General features: G+C 64.9%; 13 protein-coding genes and 1 tRNA gene. 4 read left to right on the top strand and 10 right to left on the bottom strand.

Annotated features, from left to right (window positions below; genetic code table 11):
- Positions 1–609: 609 nt before the first annotated feature.
- From A9W99_RS00435 to A9W99_RS27645, 4 genes are all read right to left on the bottom strand, one after another.
- Positions 610–3,294: an adenylate/guanylate cyclase domain-containing protein gene (locus A9W99_RS00435; RefSeq protein WP_067371747.1), complete on the bottom strand. Its 2,685-nt coding sequence runs from the start codon at positions 3,292–3,294 to the stop codon at positions 610–612.
- 419 nt (positions 3,295–3,713) lie between these two features.
- Positions 3,714–3,786: transfer RNA gene (locus A9W99_RS00445), tRNA-Thr, on the bottom strand.
- 175 nt (positions 3,787–3,961) lie between these two features.
- Positions 3,962–4,732, bottom strand: coding sequence for a DUF4268 domain-containing protein (locus A9W99_RS00450; RefSeq protein WP_067371750.1), 771 nt, complete (start codon positions 4,730–4,732; stop codon positions 3,962–3,964).
- A 257-nt stretch (positions 4,733–4,989) separates the two neighbouring features.
- Positions 4,990–6,252, bottom strand: coding sequence for a hypothetical protein (locus A9W99_RS27645; RefSeq protein WP_067371753.1), 1,263 nt, complete (start codon positions 6,250–6,252; stop codon positions 4,990–4,992).
- A gap of 240 nt (positions 6,253–6,492) precedes the next feature.
- Between A9W99_RS27645 and A9W99_RS00460 the strand changes: the two genes are divergently transcribed.
- Positions 6,493–7,302, top strand: coding sequence for a DUF4383 domain-containing protein (locus tag A9W99_RS00460; protein WP_082929744.1), 810 nt, complete (start codon positions 6,493–6,495; stop codon positions 7,300–7,302).
- 46 nt (positions 7,303–7,348) lie between these two features.
- Here A9W99_RS00460 and A9W99_RS00465 read toward each other — a convergent pair whose 3' ends face one another.
- Positions 7,349–8,119 carry a DUF732 domain-containing protein gene (locus A9W99_RS00465; RefSeq protein ID WP_067371759.1) on the bottom strand — a complete coding sequence of 257 codons (771 nt, stop codon included), beginning with the start codon at positions 8,117–8,119 and terminating at the stop codon, positions 7,349–7,351.
- Between the two features lie 95 nt (positions 8,120–8,214).
- Between A9W99_RS00465 and A9W99_RS00470 the strand changes: the two genes are divergently transcribed.
- A complete protein-coding gene (locus tag A9W99_RS00470) occupies positions 8,215–10,152 on the top strand; it encodes a S9 family peptidase (RefSeq protein ID WP_067371762.1) in 1,938 nt (645 codons plus the stop codon).
- 351 nt (positions 10,153–10,503) lie between these two features.
- On the opposite strand, the gene A9W99_RS00475 is transcribed toward A9W99_RS00470, so the two are convergent.
- Positions 10,504–11,706, bottom strand: coding sequence for a cytochrome P450 (locus A9W99_RS00475; protein ID WP_067372356.1), 1,203 nt, complete (start codon positions 11,704–11,706; stop codon positions 10,504–10,506).
- Between the two features lie 12 nt (positions 11,707–11,718).
- Entirely contained in the window at positions 11,719–12,381 is a 663-nt protein-coding gene (locus A9W99_RS00480; protein ID WP_371514900.1) for a TetR/AcrR family transcriptional regulator, read from the bottom strand.
- Positions 12,382–12,581: 200 nt separating this feature from the next.
- Here A9W99_RS00480 and A9W99_RS00485 point away from each other — a divergent pair, with 200 nt between their 5' ends.
- Positions 12,582–13,355: a spirocyclase AveC family protein gene (locus tag A9W99_RS00485; protein WP_067371765.1), complete on the top strand. Its 774-nt coding sequence runs from the start codon at positions 12,582–12,584 to the stop codon at positions 13,353–13,355.
- 1 nt (position 13,356) lies between these two features.
- Here A9W99_RS00485 and A9W99_RS00490 read toward each other — a convergent pair whose 3' ends face one another.
- From A9W99_RS00490 to A9W99_RS00500, 3 genes are read right to left on the bottom strand one after another with little or no spacing between them, the layout of a single operon-like run.
- Positions 13,357–14,373, bottom strand: a complete 1,017-nt coding sequence (locus tag A9W99_RS00490) for an aldo/keto reductase (RefSeq protein WP_067371768.1) — start codon at positions 14,371–14,373, stop codon at positions 13,357–13,359.
- Positions 14,374–14,391: 18 nt separating this feature from the next.
- On the bottom strand, positions 14,392–15,270 hold the full coding sequence (locus A9W99_RS27650; protein ID WP_067371771.1) for an MAP_0585 family protein: 879 nt from the start codon (positions 15,268–15,270) through the stop codon (positions 14,392–14,394).
- A gap of 24 nt (positions 15,271–15,294) precedes the next feature.
- On the bottom strand, positions 15,295–15,765 hold the full coding sequence (locus A9W99_RS00500) for a lipoprotein LpqH (RefSeq protein ID WP_067372362.1): 471 nt from the start codon (positions 15,763–15,765) through the stop codon (positions 15,295–15,297).
- Between the two features lie 168 nt (positions 15,766–15,933).
- Here A9W99_RS00500 and A9W99_RS00505 point away from each other — a divergent pair, with 168 nt between their 5' ends.
- Positions 15,934–17,421 carry an aldehyde dehydrogenase gene (locus A9W99_RS00505; protein WP_067371775.1) on the top strand — a complete coding sequence of 496 codons (1,488 nt, stop codon included), beginning with the start codon at positions 15,934–15,936 and terminating at the stop codon, positions 17,419–17,421.
- Positions 17,422–17,766 lie beyond the last annotated feature (345 nt).

Raw genomic sequence — 17,766 nt, forward strand, 5'->3', positions numbered from 1 at the left:
TAATAGCGACCGCTTGCTGGCAAGGCCGCTGGTCGATGCTGAAACGTATAAGACATCAGTGCCTCGATTTTCTACGTTTCGGTTACCCGGAGGATCGGCAAAGAACGCAGGCAATCCGCGCCAATCTTCTGAAAGCCGGTGTAAGAGCTTTAGTTTGACAATTGTTGAACAAGTAAGCTAGGCACTGGTCGAAGCGCGAGCATGGGCAGTTCTTACGGTGCTCCATTCGGTCGGTGGTGTCGCCTCGTCTGGCTCCTCGTTGCAATCCAGCTATATCCAGGTCGCTTTGCGCTTCGTTGCCACGTGCCTACCTGTCCCACGTTCGACGGACAGACGTCGCGGTAGTGGCGAAGTGAGAGTCTCGTGTCACGTCATTTCGAGACAAGACCCAACAACCTCTACGCGCCGACGTCCAACCGCCGACGAGCCTGGCAGCACTGCCCTGCGTACATTTCGTTCACCGAGGATCGGGTCTGGCCTTGAGTTCGAGCCGCGCGGCACTCACCAACTGAAGGGCGTGCCCGGCGAATGGCAGCTCTTCGCGGTCGCGTCGTAGACGCGGGTCTGCTGAACCACATTCGCCTGTCGCGGCAAGGTCAGCGATCATTTCTATTCCGCGACAGTGTTCAGTTCTGTTCGGGCCTGGTCGATTTGGCCGTAAGCGTAAGCCACCATCTCGGCGGTGGACATCGACTCACCCTTGCGGGCGAGCGATTCGTAGGTTGCCTCGCCAAGGACCTCGCGAAGGTGGGCGATCGTGGTGCCGAGTTCGGGGATGCCTGCTGCGGTCATGGGATTGACCCGTGCGAAACCCGCGATGGTGGCCGCTGGCAGGTAGCGCCCGAACCGGTCGAAATTGCACGCAAGCATAGCTAATGGGTTATGCACCATGCCGAAGTTGCCCGACTCGTGGTGATTACGGACCGCCACGGCAAGGTATTCCAACGCCGACATCCGGTCGCCTTGTTCGGCCTCAAGGCCGGACGCCATGTACGCCAGTTGTGTCTCATAGAAACGGTTTCCGCTGTCCCGCGCGATGAGAACACCGCGGCGCAGCCATTCGAGCGCGCGGCCTGGCTCAGGGTCGCGGAAGGCAGCCCCGGACACGAGGAGTGCGTACGCAAGCAACCACGGATTGCGGCTCCCTTCGGCCGCATCGACAAGCCCGTTGGCGGTAACCATCGCCTCGTCAGTTGAACCGGAGACAGTTAACGCGAGCACCAGGTGCGCCCTGGCGAATGTGTTGGTGTCGCCATTGAATGCCAGCTGGGCGCGGCATATCTCGACCCACCGGTCGAGCTGGCCGACAAAACCGTACGCACTGCCGAGCCAGCCCCCACCGACGTACGACACCGTATCGCCAGCAGCTGCGATAACTGTCTGGCCGATCTCGCTATAGTGCACAGCCTCCTCGAAGCGTCCGATGATGCAGCACAGCGATGCGACCACGCATACGGGGGCGAGTCGGGGATGATCGACGGCGCGAAGAGGCTGTACCAGCTCTTCGGCCCAGGTTGTGGGCTCGGCGTTCCCGAGAGAGGAGCCGAGAAATGCAGCACATGTCGTGATGGCAGCAGCAGCGTCGAGATCGCCGTGGTCGGCGGCCCACCGAAACGCGGTACGCAGATTGGCTAGCTCGACGTTTAGCCAGTCGTACGCCTCGCGCTGGCGAGGGCTATCCCACAAGGCCAGGATGTCGGCTTCGCGTCCGGCGAAGTACCGCGAGTGGGCGGCCCGAATCTCGAATGCTTCGTCGCGGGCGACGAGTTGTTCTTCGGCGAATTGCCGGATGGTCTCCAGCATCGAGAACCGGGTTCGCCCCGAAGACCGGTCGGCGAGCAGGAGCGACTTGCGCACGAGCGCGTCGAGAATCTCGAGGACGCCGTATTCGTCCAAGACTTCAGAGTCGCTGAATCCGGCTACCGCGCAGGCGCTTTGCAGGTCGAATCCGCCCGCGAACACCGAACAGCGTTCCAGCACCGCCTTTTCGGTGTCATCGAGCAGGTCGTAGGACCAGGCCACCGCATGGCGCAGCGTGTGGTGACGTTCCAGGCCGCGCCGCGAACCGACCAGCAGCCTAAACCGGTGATCAAGGCGATCACGCATCTCACCAGCGGTCATCGACGCCATCCGGGAAGCGGCCAGTTCGATGGCCAACGGAATGCCGTCGAGGCGTTGACAAATCTCGGTGACCGCCGCTGCTTCATTGCAGTCGACCATCGAGAAGCCTGGTGCAATGCCTTGAGCGCGTTCGACGAACAGCGTCACCGCCGAAGAGTCGATTCCCATTGCAGCGTCCAGCGAGCGCACCGGCCGAACCCGCTCGTCGGGGACACCGAGTCCCTCGCGGCTGGTGGCCAGGATGCGCACCGTCGCCGAATGCGCCAGTATCGCTTCGATCAGGTCGGCGGCGGCGACCAGAACGTGCTCGCAGTTGTCGATCACCAACAGCCGGACGCGACTTTCCAAAGCAGCGGCCACCGATTCGCTCACGGTCTTGCCCGGTTGTTGGGTGATCCCCAGCACGGCGGCGACTGCGTCGGGCACTGCCCCAGGATCGGTGACCGCGGCCAGCTCGAAAAGCCATACGCCGTCGGAAAACTCGTCGGCCACCCGCGCCGCGACTTCCACCGCCAGGCGGGTCTTGCCGACCCCACCCACGCCGGTGAGCGTCACCAGGCGATGCGCCTTGACTGCCGCTTCGATCTCATCGACCTCGGACTCGCGCCCAATCAAACTCGTGGTGGCAGGCCGCAGATTCCCCCGCGTCGTATCCAGTGCCCGCAGGGGCGGAAACTCGGTTCGAAGACCCTCGGCTCGTACTTGAAACACCCCGACCGGAACTGGCACATCACGCAACCGTCGCGGCCCGAGATCGAGCAGGTCCACTCCAGTGATCAGACCCGCCGTCGAGTCGGCTAGCAGGATCTGACCACCATGCCCGGCGGCCATAACCCTCGCGGCCCGGTTCAGCACGGCCCCGAAATAATCGCCGTCCCGCAGTTCGGCTTCCCCGGTCGCCAGACCCATCCGCACCGGCAACTGCAACGTCCTCTGCGCATCCACAGCAGTATCGACCGCTGCTTTCGGTGACGAGAATGCCGCGCACACACCGTCCCCGGTGTGCTTGAACAGGAAGCCGCCGTGCGCCTCGACCACCTGGCGCAACACCTTGTCGTGGGCTACGAGAGCGGCCTGCATCGAATATGCGTCGGCCTCCCACCGACGGGTTGAACCCTCCACGTCGGTGAACAGAAAGGTCACCACCCCCGAAGGCGACACCCCGGTGGCCATCCGCACAGGATGTCACACATGACCGGTTCAAAACGGCAATCGCGACCGAGTTACGAGATGGCTGTCACAGGTTGGGACAAATGAGCCGCAGATTGTCACGACGATTATTATTTGCGTTTCCATCGATGTGGTCGACGATGAGCACCAGGGTCACGCCGTTCCACTCGTCCGCGATGCCGCAGATCGCACAGTTACCTCCCTGCTGCTCATGAAGGTAGTCCCGGACGTAATGGCCTTGGTGCGACGTGTGACCGCATACTCCGGTGTCGAGCCATGCCTGCAGGAGCGAGCGTCGGCGGTGTGACTGCTGACATGCATTGGTGCAGAACACCTTTGGCCGACGGCTTGCAAAAACGACTCCCACCCGAGACAGGTCATTGACATAAGACGACGCTATCCCTTAGTGCCGACAGGAATAGAGCCGCGTGAGAGACTCGAACTCTCGACATCCGCTTTACAAGAGCGACGCTCTACCAACTGAGCTAACGCGGCCAGGGCCGGCTCGATGAGCCATGACGATTCTACGACGAGGTGATGACGTCGTAGCTGTGCGCCAACTCGACGCGGAGATACGAGCCGGCCGCGGTCGGTTCATCCGGTCGGGGGAAGCTGGCGGAATCAGCTTGGTAAGCGAGCGGTCGTCAGTCCAATCCTGACAGGGAGCTCTTCACCCAGCTTCCGCATAACGCACGCGGGGTCTGGCTTCTTTGAGTCTCGCGAGCCCATCGACCGCTTCAACCGCTTGCCTGAACCGCACATGCTGATCCAGCGCCCAATCGAGCATCGCGGGCCACAGATCCACGTCCGCAACATTGCCGAACTGCGATGTGACGCAGATAGCGGCAGTCTTCTTGCCGGGTTTGTCGTCCCACTCGGCGGCTCGTCCCAGGGCCCGCTCAAACTCATCTTTTGTCGCACGCAGCGCGTCGAACCTGACCGAATTGAGGCTGGCATCGGGACTGCTGAAGTACAGCTGGACGCTGAGACCGTGCTGAGTGAAGGCCGTCGAGTAGGCAACCGCGCTCGTGCCGGTAGGAAGGTTGAACCGCGACGCGCGGGTGGACGTTCTCCGCTTTGTCCAGCCGGAGTGTTCTGTCCCAACGCGGTCAAGAAACTGTTCCCAGAAATCCCAATAGAGCTTGGAACGCTCGGTCAGTGCACCTGCGCGGGCGCCGATCTTGACTTGCTTCCGCCGGTTACTTGGCTGCGTAACCACATCGGAATTCCGTGCGTGGGCGGAGTGGTCGGTCTGGACCACCTCACGCTCAAGCCTCGAGGGGTGAGCATCGCGGTTTCTTGCGGCTGCTTGTCTTGCCCTTGCGGCTTGGGCACTCGCCTTTGCGGCCCGCGCCTTGGCGACCCACGCCCCGAATACCATTGCGCCGATAGCGATGAAGAAAACGAGAAATAGCACGTAAAAGAAGTCCGGCGTATCCACGACGTCACCGCCTAGAACCGGGCTGTCATGAGACGGCAACTACAAGGGGCTGTTCAGCGCCGACGCGGGACCTGGGCCGGCGGACACCATGACTCACCCAAACCTCCCTGTTTGGTGATCCTCAGGGTCGGTGACGTCGCCCGACTCGTCGAAACGAGCGTATGCACCAGCTGCGTATCTAGGTCAGAAATTGTGAAATTCCGCTGGTTGATTGTCCCCACCCCGGGTGCTTCATCGCTTGAACGACCCGGCGCGCCCTAGCGACCGTTGGGAGCCGGCGGTTCAGGCTCCTCTCGAGTCCCGCGACTGATCATCCAGGCGACGAGGCAAACCCCTATCGCCAACCCTCCGTAGCCCAGCACCGACGGCCACCAGGGGCGGGAAGCGGTGGGCTCCTTGAAAGCGGCAAGCGCCACCAAGTAGCTGCCATTGTCGGTCGGCCCGACGCCCGGTAGCGACTGCGTCTTGGTGACCTTGATCTGGCTGCTGCTGCCGGGGTCGTTGATCTGACCCCAGGCCAAGGTGGAGTCGTCGAGCAGGAAGGTGTCCTGGCTGCCCGCAGGTTGCTTGTCGTCGTGCCCCACCACTTCCACGCGGCCGACTTGCACGATCTGGTCATCGGCCGGGACGGAGACCAAGACGTCCTGGTACACCTGCGGGGTAGCCGGTGGGAGGTAGTCCGGCGGCGGAGAGCCATTTCCGTCCGGGGGCGGTATCCAGGCCCCGCCGTGGAAGCTGCCCGACGCCACATAGCTGTCCCCGACCGCGGTGAAGGGATACAGACCGACCGTGGCCACATCCAGCACGATCCGGCCACGGGCCGGCACGTACGCCTCCCGATAGGCGCCGTTATAGAAGAAGCGGAAGGTCATCGCCTGAGTGAGCGGGTTATACAGCGTCGGGCGGTGGTAGGCGTCGTAGTCGATGTAGTCCCAATGACGGGGGCGTGTCAGCTCCTGGTTATCGGCCTCAACGACGTCAACGTGGCCGGATTGGGCAGCATCGTGCAGCTGATGGTTGAAATCCACCACCTGAAGCATCTGCTGAGTCGCGGGATTAACCCGCGTCGCAGGCCCAGACTTGGCGGCCGCGACCGCCTCCAATGGCGCATCCAGCCCTTTCGGCGGTTTCACCACCGAGGCGTTTCTGGGCGTCCCGGGGGCCAAGGGATTGATCGTCGGGCCCTGGACCGGAATCGCGCTCGGGGGAGGGGGACTTGACGGAACGACCTCAGGGGTCCGCGCCGGCGGCACGCTCGGCACCGGCGGAAACTCCGGAGCCGGCAGTGGCGCGGTGCTCGGGGCCGTTTGGGCCGGCCGGGACGGCGCACCTTCGTAGCACGAACGTGGCGTCGGAATGCCATATATCGCAATGTAATTCAGACAATCCTGGCAGGACGCGGGGCTCGACCCGGCGCCGGAACACGGAGCCGCCTGTGCAACTCCGGGCGTGCTGGCTACTACCGCCGAGAGCGGTGCGAAAGCCAGAGCGGCTGCCGCCGCAATCCGGAGTGCTTTCATCTAGTGACCTTTCGGGACCGCACTGGCTGGGGAGGTGCGACCACCGATAACGGCGCCTTGCCGTTACCCGACCAGTGTCCCACTTCTATTTCCCACGATTTCCCACGCTGATATTTCCCACGTTGACACGGCCAGGGTAGGCCATGCCATGTTCGGTCAGCCGCCGCGTGGACCGCAGGAGTAGTCCGGCCCATCGCGGGTAGCCGATATAAACGAATTCTTGAGGCTGGAGGCTGCGCGATGCCTGTTACCGCGGGGCACGTTCCCGGACTGACGTCCCGGTTGCGCACGGTTCCGATGGATCCGCGGCGTTTCCGCAGCGGTCGTTGGTTCTTACTGGCCGAAGGCGTGTTGGTGAGCGCCTTCGCCAGTGCCGGGCTGGTCGCCGGGGCGCTGCATCCGCATGCCGATCCCACCGGCACACCCGTTCTCGGATTGGCTTCTACTCCAGCGCACAACGCAATACTGCTGGCATTTGGGTTATTGGCCGTCGCGGCCGTCGGCAAGCGCCGCGCGGCGGTAACAGTTACCGCGCTGAGTGCGGTGGCCTACACAATGTTGTTGTTTTTCAGCAGTGTCGCTACGTCGCAGAGAATGCCGACGCCGTTGGGACTCCACGCTGCCCACATCCTGCTGCACGGCGTGTTGGCCGTGGTCAACCTCGCGCTGCTGATGTGGCTGATCCCGGACGAGCTGGGAGATGAGGCCTGGGTGCCGCGCCGCGGGCGACGCCGCAGCCGCGATCAGCAACAGCTGCCGGCCTCCAAAACGGCCACTGATCCGAGTGCTGCGCCCACGAGCCAGGTTTCGGCAACGAACCCCGAATCATCTTCGAGAGGGAAGGGACGCGAGCAGGAGCCGGGCGTTCATGCCAACCCAAGTCCGTCGGCAAGCGTCCGACCCGTTCTAGAGCAGTCGAGCAGTCAAGAAACGAATGAGAACCAACTTGCCGCTCGGGCGACAACTGCGATGCGATCACGCGGCGGCCTCATGGCGGCGGCGGTCCTGGCAGTCGTCGTCGGCATCGTCCTCTGGCGACGCTTCCGCTGATCTTCGGCGTTGACACTGCGCAACAGTGTGAGTGGCTCACCAGAAGTTACTGCTGACCGGGTAGGGGCGGCAGACCATCGCGGATGCCCTTCAGATCACCCTGGATCCGTCGCAGATCACGTTCGATGGCTTCCAGATCCGGGAGAGCAGCTTGCAGGCCCGGCTGGATCGGTTCCAGACTTGCAGATTCGTACTGAGGGCAATAGGAGACGACGGCAGCAGCGGCGAACCTGGCGCTCTGATCGGCATCCCATATCGTCGATCCCTGCACAAAGCGGACGGCCTCCGCGAAATTGGGTTGGTGCGCGAGGAAACCGCAGACCTCGTGCCCGTGGGTCGTGACGTATTCCTGGCTGGGAACTGGAACGCCGTCCTTTTTCAAAACATCGATGAATGCCGTGTCGACGATGAAAGACGGTGCAGGCCGTCCTGCCGGGCCGGCCGAGTCGCGCGGCGAAGCCGGGCTGGGTGGCGCGGCTGACGGCGGCGACGCCTCCGCCGGCTGTGCTTCGGCCGGCTGCGTTGGAGTTGCTTTGTGGACCCAGAACATTGTTACCAACACGGCGGCGACGGCGAGCAGAGACAGCGGCAACGCCGCGAGGGGGCCGAAACGCAGCAGCGCACTCCTATGCTTCTTCGGCGTGACGCGGCGGGTCTCCCGCGTCGCAACCGCCTGGGTTTCGGGCGGCTCCACTAGATGGCCCAGCCGCTCGTCGAGCAGCGCGTCGACCTCTCGGGACGAAAGGTGACCGCCCTGCTCACGGCGGCGCAGGGCAATGAGCCGCAATTCCGAGTCGATCGTCTCCCGATCGCGCATATCAGTCAGTCTGCGGGTGTCGCGACATTGTGACAAGTGCCAGTAAGCACTTTGCCGAAGGGCGGCCGGGGTGGGGGCGACTAGCGTACGCAGACGTGACGACCGCACCTTATGGGTCTTGGCCTACGCGATTCACTTCTGCGTCGGTCGTCGCGGGCGCCGTCCGACTGGGAGAGCTGATCCTCGACGGGTCCGACGTCTTGTGGTCGGAGGGGCGGCCGGCCGAGGGTGGTTGCACCCAACTGGTACGCCGTAGCTCCGACGGCAGCTGTACCGATCTGCTTCCCGCCGGCTACAACGCGCGCACGGCCGTCCACGAGTACGGCGGGGGCGCGTGGTGGGCCCACGCGGGCGTCGTGTGGTTCGCCAACTGGGCGGATCAACGGCTCTATCGGCTCGCATCCTGCGCCGAGCCGGTGCCGCTCACCCCCGAACCTCCGATGCCGCGGGCCGACCGGTTCGCCGACGGTGACCTCGTCCCGGACGGCGGTTCGTTCGTCTGCGTGCGCGAACGCCACCGCGGGCCGTCGGCAGCCGAGGTCGACAACGAGATCGTCCGGCTCGACGCAAATGCCCCGTCCGAACCCGAGGTGCTGGTCACCGGCTCTGACTTCGTCGCGGCGCCGCGCCTGTCGCCGGACGGCACCGCGTTGGCGTGGCTGCGCTGGAACCACCCGTCGATGCCGTGGGATTCGACCGAGCTCGTCATCCGCGACCTCGCGACGGGCAGGGAGCGGGTGATCGCGGGCGGCCCGGACGAGTCGGTGCTGGAACCCCGCTGGGGCGTCGACAACACACTGTGGTTTGTGTCCGACCGCAGCAACTGGTGGAACTTGTATCGCTACACGCCGGGCACCGATGTCGAGGCCGTCGTGCGCATCGACGCCGAAATCGGCGTCCCACCATGGCAGTTCGGCTCGGCGCGCTATGCGATGCTCACTGACGGCTCGGTGGTGTTCGCGCGGACCCGCCAGGGCTACGACGGCCTCGCCCGCCGCCCGCCCGACGGCACCATAACGGACCTGGACACACCGTTCTCGCGGTTCACGACGCTGCGCGTGGCCGCCGATGACACGCTGCTCGTCGTCGCGGGGTCGCCGACCGAGGAGCCCGGCGTGCACCGCCTCCGCCCCGACGGCAGCCTCGTCGAGACGCTGCGGGCCCCACGCGAGCTTGGCGTCGACGCCCGCGGGATCTCGGTGCCCGAGCACATCACCTTCCCGGGCGAAGGCGGCCGCACAGCGCATGCGCTTTTCTACCCGCCCGCGCATGCCGAGCTCACGGGACCGGACGGCGAGTTGCCGCCGCTGATCGTGGAGATCCACGGTGGCCCGACGGGCGCGGCGTCGCCGGTGTTCTCCACCGCCGTGCAGTACTGGACGAGCCGGGGGTTCGCCGTCGTCGACGTCAACTACGGCGGCTCCACGGGTTACGGCCGCGTCTACCGAAAGGAACTCGCCGGAAACTGGGGGATCGTCGACGTCGCCGACTGCCTCGCCGCCGCTCGGCACCTCGCCCGCACGGGACGCGTCGACGCCAAACGGCTCACCATCCGTGGCGGCTCGGCGGGCGGATTCACCACCCTGGCGGCTTTGGCCCGCGATGACACGCCGTTCGCGGCAGGAGCCGACCACTTCGGCGTCGCGGATCTCGAAGCGCTGGCCCGGGACACCCACAAGTTTGAAAGCCGCTACCTCGACGGGCTCGTCGGACCCTTACCGGCAGCCCGCGACCGCTACCTCGAGCGGTCACCGATCCACCATGTCGACCGGCTCACCCGCCCGCTGATCGTGTTGCAGGGCAGCGAGGACGCGATCGTTCCCCCTGCACAGAGCGAAACCATTGTCGACGCGCTGCGCCAACGGCGGGTCCCCGTCGCCTACCTGCTCTTCGAGGGCGAACAACACGGCTTCCGGCGCGCGGAGAACATCCGCAGAGCGCTTGACGCCGAGCTTTCCTTCTATGCGCAAATGCTGGGATTCACCTTGCCTGATGGCGAAGGCATCGAGCCGGTGCCGATCGAAAACCTGTGAGACATCACAGGTACAGCCGGCCCTCGCCCTTTTCGTCGGTGACGGAAACACCTTGACGAGGTTGCGATAGAAAGCCCGCAATTCGGGAGTAGTTACTGCAGGGTCGTCGTACGAATGCGGTTCCGACCACTCGGCTGCGACGACGGTCGAATTGGCCCAACCACACGCCCGGACGCGCCTGCTTCAACTACCAGCTTGACGATTTCAAGATCATTTCGTGCTGTGCAGCAACATAAGCGGTGTTGCATGGTAAAGGTTTCGTGCGCGGCGATTTCAGCGCCGGCTGCCATCAACGCCTTGACTTCGTCGAGATCGCCATCAAGGGCGGCGAAGGGGCGCGGCGACCGTGGCTCATCTGGTGACGACGGGCAGCCGCGCCCACCCGCGCACGCTCGAGGTATGCGCCCGTTCAGCATTGTCGTAGTCGACGTCCCATTCCGGCCAGCGCTTGAGGACCTCCTCGAAGGCCACCCGAGCTTCCATTCGTGCCAGCGCCGAGCCGAGGCAGAAGTGCAAACCCTGCCCGAAGCTGAGGTGGCTGCCTTGACGGTGGATGTCGAAGCGGTCGGGATCGGAGAACCGCCGCTGGTCGCGATTGGCAGATCCGTTGAGCAGCAACATGAACGAGCCTTCCGGCACGACGTGGCCGTAGTGCAGGGCGTCTCGGGCGACGTAGCGGGCCTGTACCGGCGAGGGTGGTTCGTAGCGCAATGTTTCCTCGACCGCACCGGGAATCAGGGACGGGTCGGCGACGAGTTCGCGTCGCTGATCGGGATGCTCGGACAGCAGTTGCCCCATGAAACCGATTAAGCGGGCGGTGGTCTCGTTGCCGGCGCCGGCAATCATGGCGGTGTAGGCCAGCACCTCGGTACGCGACAGCGGCCTTCGCGTACCGTCGGGTTCCTCGATCTCGGCCTGCAGCAGATCGGTCATCAGATCATCGGACGGATGGTTCGCTCGCCATTCGATGTACTCCGCGAACAGAAGTATGGTGTCCTGGAATAGGTTTGGGTTGACCTCCCCGGGCTTGCGTGCCTTGTCCATTTCGATGAAGGCCCCGTTGCGGTCACGGATGTTCGCCTGATCCGCTTCCGGGATGCCCAGCAGATAGCCGATGGTGCGCATCGGCATCATCGCTCCCAGGTCCGCGATGAAGTCGAAACCGCCGGCACCGATGAGCGGATCCAGCTCGCGCACACAGAATCCCCGCACCAGAGATTCGACGGCAAGCATGCGCCGCGGCGTGAAGACCCGGGACAGCAGCCGGCGGTGCAGATCGTGCAGCGGCGGATCCTCGAACAGCAGAATGCCCGGCGGCACTTCGATGTTGTTGAACAAGATGTCAGCGGTGGTCCCGCGACCGGATCGGTAGGTTTCCCAGTTCGGCAGCTCGCGCGCCACGTCCTCGTAGCGACTCAGCGCATAGAAGTTGAATTTCTCGTTGTAATACAGCGGCGCTTCTTCGCGCATCCGCTTCCACACCGGGTACGGGTTGTCGTCGATGTCGAAATCGAAAGGGTCGTAATACAATTCGATCGCACTGGTCTCGGTCAATCTCACATCCCCTCACTGGTTGCGGTGCAGGAAGCCGTGCAGGGTCGCCTGGACGAGTTCGTCGACGATCGCCTCCCTCGACGGCTGCTCGGGTCCGAAGAACGTCGAGCGCAGCGCGGCCATGCCGGCGATCATCGCCACCGTCGAGTGGGCCGGCAGGTCCGGTTGCCCCGACTGCAACCCGCGCATCTTCATGCCTTCGGCGCTGATCTGACCGAGCACCGTGAGTGCACTCCTGATGTCGGCGATGCCGGCGTCGGCCATTTCCTCTTCGCTGAGAGCCTCCGACGCCATGAGGGTCAGCAGCAGACCCTGATGCTGCACCAGCACGTCGTAGAGCTGCCCGACGAAGTGCCGCGCCAAGTCCTCCTCGCCGGTCTCCTCCGGAATCACCGATTGCCACGTTCGCCCGAATTCGTCGACGAAGTCGGTGAAGGGCAAAACGAGGGCCTCTCGGAACAGCGCCGCCTTCGAGCCGAAGTTGCGGAAGAGCAGATGCTCGGTGACGCCGGCGGCCTGCGCGATCTCACGCGTCGTGGTGCTGCGGTAGTCCTGGCGGGCGAACAAGTTGCGGGCGGCGTCCAGCAGAAGCCTGCGCGGCTCGCCACGTGGTCGCCGCATGGCCGGCGCCGACGGCTCGGCCGAGCTCGGCGTCTGCCTTGGTCGCTGGGTCACCGTGTCCACTCCTCGAACCGCACTCGGTCCGCTTTAGGATAGTATGCACTATCCTAACTGAGAACTCGCATCGAAAGGGCTGCGGACGTGGGCGCTGTGATCATGCTTGGCACGCTGTTCGGTCTGATCGTCCTGGTGTTCGGCCTGGTTCTGCGCTACGACCCCGAAGCGCGCCGCACCCCGGGCCAGGAGCGCGACGCATGACGCCCCTGCTGAAGGCGGGCGTTGCGTTCGCCTACGTCGGCGGCATCTCGTTCATCGCAATCGGGGTGTATCTGAGCTACCGGCAGCGCCGCCTGCACCCGTTGCTGCTGCTGTGCATCTCGGCGGTCTCGTTCTCATGGATCGAGGCGCCCTACGACTGGGCGATGTACGCGCAGTTCCCGCCCGCACTCCCCCGCATGCCGTCGTGGTGGCCGTTGAACATGACGTGGGGTGGGCTCCCGTCGTCGGTACCGATCGGCTACATCGCCTACTTCGTGTTACCGGCCATCATCGGCGCCAGCTTTGGGCGATGGCTGAGCGCGAAGTTCCACTGGCGCCGGCCGATCCCCCTGCTCACCGTGGGGCTCGTCGTCGGGTTCTGCTGGGCCCTGTTCTTCAACGCGGTGCTCGGGGCACAGCTCGGCATTTTCCACTACGGCTACGTGATTCCCGGCCTGGCGATATTCGAGGGGACCCCGCACCAATATCCCCTCTACGACTCGCTCGCCATGGGTGTGCAGATGATGGTCTTCACCTATCTGCTGGGCCGGACCGATGCCGAAGGCCGAAATGTCATCGAGATGTGGGCCGACAAGAGATCGAACAGCCGCCTACAGGCATCAATCCTGTCCATCGTCGCGGTGGTGGTCATCGGAAACGCGCTCTATGGCGCGGTTTTCGCGCCGCACCTGGTGACGAAGCTGGGCGGGTGGGTGACCTCCGGCCCCACCACCCAGCACTTCCCGGGCGTGCCGAACCAGCCTCGGTAGGCTACTCGCGCCCGGCCGACACCCAGCTGAGGTCCGCAAAGCGATCACCGGCGACTGCCGAGCCCGCCTCGTCAAGCGCGGTCATCTGTTCAGCGGTCAGGCTCACCGCCAGCGAACCGATGTTCTCGTCCACCCGGGTCGCGCGCCGGGTCCCTGGGATGGGCACGCAGCGCACGCCGAAGGTCTCGCCACGCTGCCGCAGCCAAGCCAACGCGACCTGTGCGGCCGTCGCTCCCTGCTGTTCGCCGACCGACCTGACCACATCCACGACAGCCAGATTGGCATCCAGGGCGCCTTCGGCGAAGCGCGGCATGGTGCGCCGGAAATCGGTCGGCGACGACAGATCCGCCGCCGAGCGAACGGTCCCGGTCAGAAAACCCCGTCCCAGCGGCGAGTAGGGCACGAACCCCACACCCAGTTCCGCCGCTGTCGGCACCACCTTGCGTTCCACGTCGCGGCTCCAGATCGACCACTCGCTTTGCACGGCGGATATCGGGTGCACCGCGACGGCGGCCCGCAATTCGTCGGCGGTCACCTCGGACAGCCCGAGATGGCGCACCTTGCCTGCTGCCACCAGTTCGCCCATCGCACCGACGGTCTCCTCGATCGGCACCTTCGGGTCGCGGCGGTGCAGGTAGTACAGATCGATTACATCGGTGTTCAGCCGACGCAGGCTTCCGTCGATGCACTGCCGGACGTAGGACGCGTCCCCACGCACCGGGGTCCCGCCGGCAGCGCGCTCTCTCGGGTCGCCCGCGATCCCGAACTTCGTTGCCAGCGTTACCTCGTCACGCCGATCCTGCAGCAGCTTGGCGATGAGCCGTTCGTTCTCACCGCCGCCGTAGATGTCGGCGGTATCGATGAAGGTGACGCCGACATCGAGGCAATGGTCAAGGGTCGCAAGGGATTCGGTGTCTTCGACGGCACCGTAGATCGGCGTGAGCGCCATCGCGCCGAACCCGATCGCGCTGACGTGCAGCCCGTCACCGAGATCCACGGTGGGAATCGGAACGGTCATGGGTGCGCTCGGTACCCCCTAGTACAGGGGGACCCAGACGCCGAAGAGCCAGTAACCCCAACCCCCGTACTGCCAGTTGAAGACCGGTAGGACGGTGAAGTTGTTGTAGTTGAACGGCGAGAAATAGCGTCGCCCGTAATCCACGTCGCGTGGCGGCCCGCTCCACGGACGGTTCCAGCCGCCGGGAGGCGGCGGGCCGTCCCACCCGCCCGGAGGCGGGGGGCCTTCCCAGAAGGATGGCTGACGACCGGGAGCCGGGCCGTCGTTCCAGTACCAGACTCGCTGCGGCGGCGGAGGCGGCGCTCCCTGACCGACGAGGTTGAAGGTGATGTTCACCGGGCCACCCACTTGAGCGCTGGCTCTCGTCGTTGCGCGCGGGATGAAGGGCTGATGCGGAGGTTGAGTGCTCGGCGGGTTGAGGACCACCGTTATGCCCGGAGAAGGTGTCGTCGACGACGAGCCCGCCGGGGTGGTTTGCCCGGTCGACGGCGTCGATGACGGCGTAGTCGACGAACTCGCCGCCGGCGTGGACGACGGCGTAGAAGACGGCGTGGTCGACGAACTCGCGGCCGGCGTGGACGACGGGGTTGATGCCGGCGTGGACGACGGGGTGGATGCGGGCGTCGACGACGGCGTCGCGGCCGGAGTGCTCGACGGTGTCGACGCGGGCGCGCTCGACGGTGTCGAGGCGGGCGCCTTGGACGGCGTCGAGGCCGGTGCCTTGGACGGCGTCGAGGCTGGACCGGTCGGGCCGGTCGGACCGCTCGGCGGCTTGGTAGGTCCAGGTGGTTGCGTCGGCGTCGGGTCGGAATAGGCGAACCCTGCGTCGGCCATCACGGCGGAGAAGCCGACACCCACGGCAACCGCCGCTGCGGCGGCGACACGTTTCCTTGACATAGCTCGTCCCCTCTTTCGCCCCCGCTACGGGCAGGTCACGGTCATTTCGAATGGCTTGGACACCGGCTTCGGGTCCTGTGGGTTAGTGATGTCGCTGCCGCTTGCGGTGCCCTTGATCGCGTAGGCCTTGCCCTTGCGTTCGGCTCCCGCTTTGTCGTTCTGGCCTGGCGCGGCGTCCGAGAAACCGAGCGTGACGCCGTTGATGTTGCCCAGCCCGACGGCATGCACGATCGGCGGATCCGCGTTGCTGACCACGGCGCCAACGCCGTTCGAAGCATCACCGATGCCGATCTTGATGTTGTCGCCATCCGGCGTGCAGGTCACCTGACCGGTGATGTTCTGACGCTGACCGTCGACGATGACGGTCGGCCCGGCCGGCGCCGGGGGTGCCGATGAGCTCGAGGCGCCCGTCTCGGACTTCTTGCTCGAACAGCCGGCGCAACCCGCAACCACGACGGCTGCGGCGGTTATGCCGATGACGATGCCACGCTTCACCACTGCTCTCCTTCGTGTCGCTAGGTCTCGTACTCTATTTGGTTATCGGTCACAGCAAAAGCTACTTGATGCGCGCCGGCCGACTCTTTCGCGTGGCACAACCCCACAATCGAACGTGGTACTGGCCTATAGTCAGCGCAATAAAGGCATGCCGCAGGAGGCGAAACAATGACGTTGGCCACCGACCATCAGGTACCGCTACGCCATACGGACCGTTTCTTCATCAACGGCGAATGGGTGAAGCCGACTTCGGACACGGCGATCCGCGTCTTCGACTCGAGTACCGAGGAACTGTACTTCCGGGTTCCCGAGGCTCAGCCCGCCGACATGGACGCGGCCATTGCGGCCGCCAAGCACGCTTTCGATCGCGGGCCGTGGCCGCGCATGACGCATGCGGAGCGCGCCGGGTATTTGCGTTCTATCGCCGCGCAACTCGAGGCTCGCACCGCCGACTACGGCCAGATGTGGCCACGCGAATCCGGCACCCTCTTCTCGATGGCGAAGTACTCCGCCATCGGCGATGCCCGGGTCTTCAAGTTCTATGCCGACCTGGCCGAAGACTATCCCTTCGAGGAGCCATTCCAGCCTGCCGCAACGGGATTGGCGCGCGGCGGATTCGGTCTGCTGGTCCGCGAGCCGGTGGGAGTGGTCGGTGCGATCGTCCCGTGGAATGCGCCCCTGACCCTCATCGTCAACAAGGCCGCTCCGGCACTGCTGGCCGGATGCACCCTGATCATCAAGGTCTCGCCCGAAGCGCCGGGCGCGGGTTACCTGATGGCCGAAATCGCCGAGGACATCGGCCTGCCGCCCGGTGTGCTGAATGTCGTGACCGCCGACCGCGAAGTCTCCGAGTTGCTGGTTCGCGATCACCGGGTCGACAAGATCGCCTTCACCGGATCCACCGCGGCGGGCCGCAAAATCGGGGCGATCTGCGGCGAGCGGGTCGCACGGTGCACCCTCGAACTCGGCGGCAAATCGGCGGCGGTGATCCTCGACGACGCCGACATCGAGACGGCGGCAGCGACACTCGCAGGCGCCGAGTGCCTGATGTCCGGCCAGGTTTGCGCATCGCTGACCAGGATTGTGGTGCCCCGCAACCGCCACGACGAATTCGCCGACGCACTGGCTGCCGCATTCTCGGCGGTGCAGGTGGGCGACCCATTCGATGCCGCGACCCAAATGGGCCCGCTGGCAATGGAACGTCAGCGAGACCGGGTCGAGGGCTACATCGCCAAGGGCATCGAAGAAGGAGCAACCCTGGTCACCGGCGGCGGCCGGCCGAAGCATCTGAAGCGCGGCTACTACATCGAGCCCACCGTGTTCGCGAATGTGGACAACAAGCAAGTCATCGCGCAGGAGGAGATATTCGGCCCGGTGCTCAGCGTGATACCGGCCGACGACGACAGCCAGGCAATCGACATCGCCAACGACACCATCTATGGCCTCAACGCGGCGGTGTTCACCCCGGACCCCGCTCGCGCCCGCAAGGTTGCGGCTGAACTGCGCTCAGGAACCGTGGGGCACAACAACTTCCGGATGGACATGGGGACGGCGTTCGGCGGATTCAAGCAATCGGGGATTGGACGCGAGGGCGGCCGTGAAGGTTTGTTGCCCTACCTGGAAACGAAGACCGTTCTGCTCGACGAAGCACCCTGACTCGGTGCGCGTGAAGGCCCACCCGAAATCGCTTGCCGTGCAGAAGTGAGCGGAGTTACCCGCCGTTGCCGCGCGTAGGCGGGCACGACGTTAGTCCCTGTTGCCTCACCAATGCACCCGCGGCGACATTCGTGGTACTGGGCCTTTACGCGTGAATCCTGGGCGTTGCGCGTGAATGCTGGGCGTAGATTCGCCATGATTTCCGCCCTAGGTGCACACCGAAAACCGTAGGTTCACAATGAAAGCCGTAGGTTAACAGCCAATGGCCTGAGTACACACCAATCGCTAGACGACGGCCGTTGCGCCCGGCTACGCGCGACTTCTGTCCCCGTCACCACCGCGCGG

Origin of the sequence: Mycobacterium sp. 1164966.3, from assembly GCF_001665395.1 — a bacterium.
Taxonomy (GTDB): Bacteria; Actinomycetota; Actinomycetes; order Mycobacteriales; family Mycobacteriaceae; genus Mycobacterium.

Coding starts and splice junctions, on each gene's coding strand:
- A9W99_RS00435 (WP_067371747.1), bottom strand. CDS start 3,294: ATGGCCACCGGGGTGTCGCCTTCGGGGGTGGTGACCTTTCTGTTCACC.
- A9W99_RS27645 (WP_067371753.1), bottom strand. CDS start 6,252: ATGAAAGCACTCCGGATTGCGGCGGCAGCCGCTCTGGCTTTCGCACCG.
- A9W99_RS00460 (WP_082929744.1), top strand. CDS start 6,493: ATGCCTGTTACCGCGGGGCACGTTCCCGGACTGACGTCCCGGTTGCGC.
- A9W99_RS00465 (WP_067371759.1), bottom strand. CDS start 8,119: ATGCGCGATCGGGAGACGATCGACTCGGAATTGCGGCTCATTGCCCTG.
- A9W99_RS00485 (WP_067371765.1), top strand. CDS start 12,582: ATGACGCCCCTGCTGAAGGCGGGCGTTGCGTTCGCCTACGTCGGCGGC.
- A9W99_RS00490 (WP_067371768.1), bottom strand. CDS start 14,373: ATGACCGTTCCGATTCCCACCGTGGATCTCGGTGACGGGCTGCACGTC.
- A9W99_RS27650 (WP_067371771.1), bottom strand. CDS start 15,270: ATGTCAAGGAAACGTGTCGCCGCCGCAGCGGCGGTTGCCGTGGGTGTC.
- A9W99_RS00505 (WP_067371775.1), top strand. CDS start 15,934: ATGACGTTGGCCACCGACCATCAGGTACCGCTACGCCATACGGACCGT.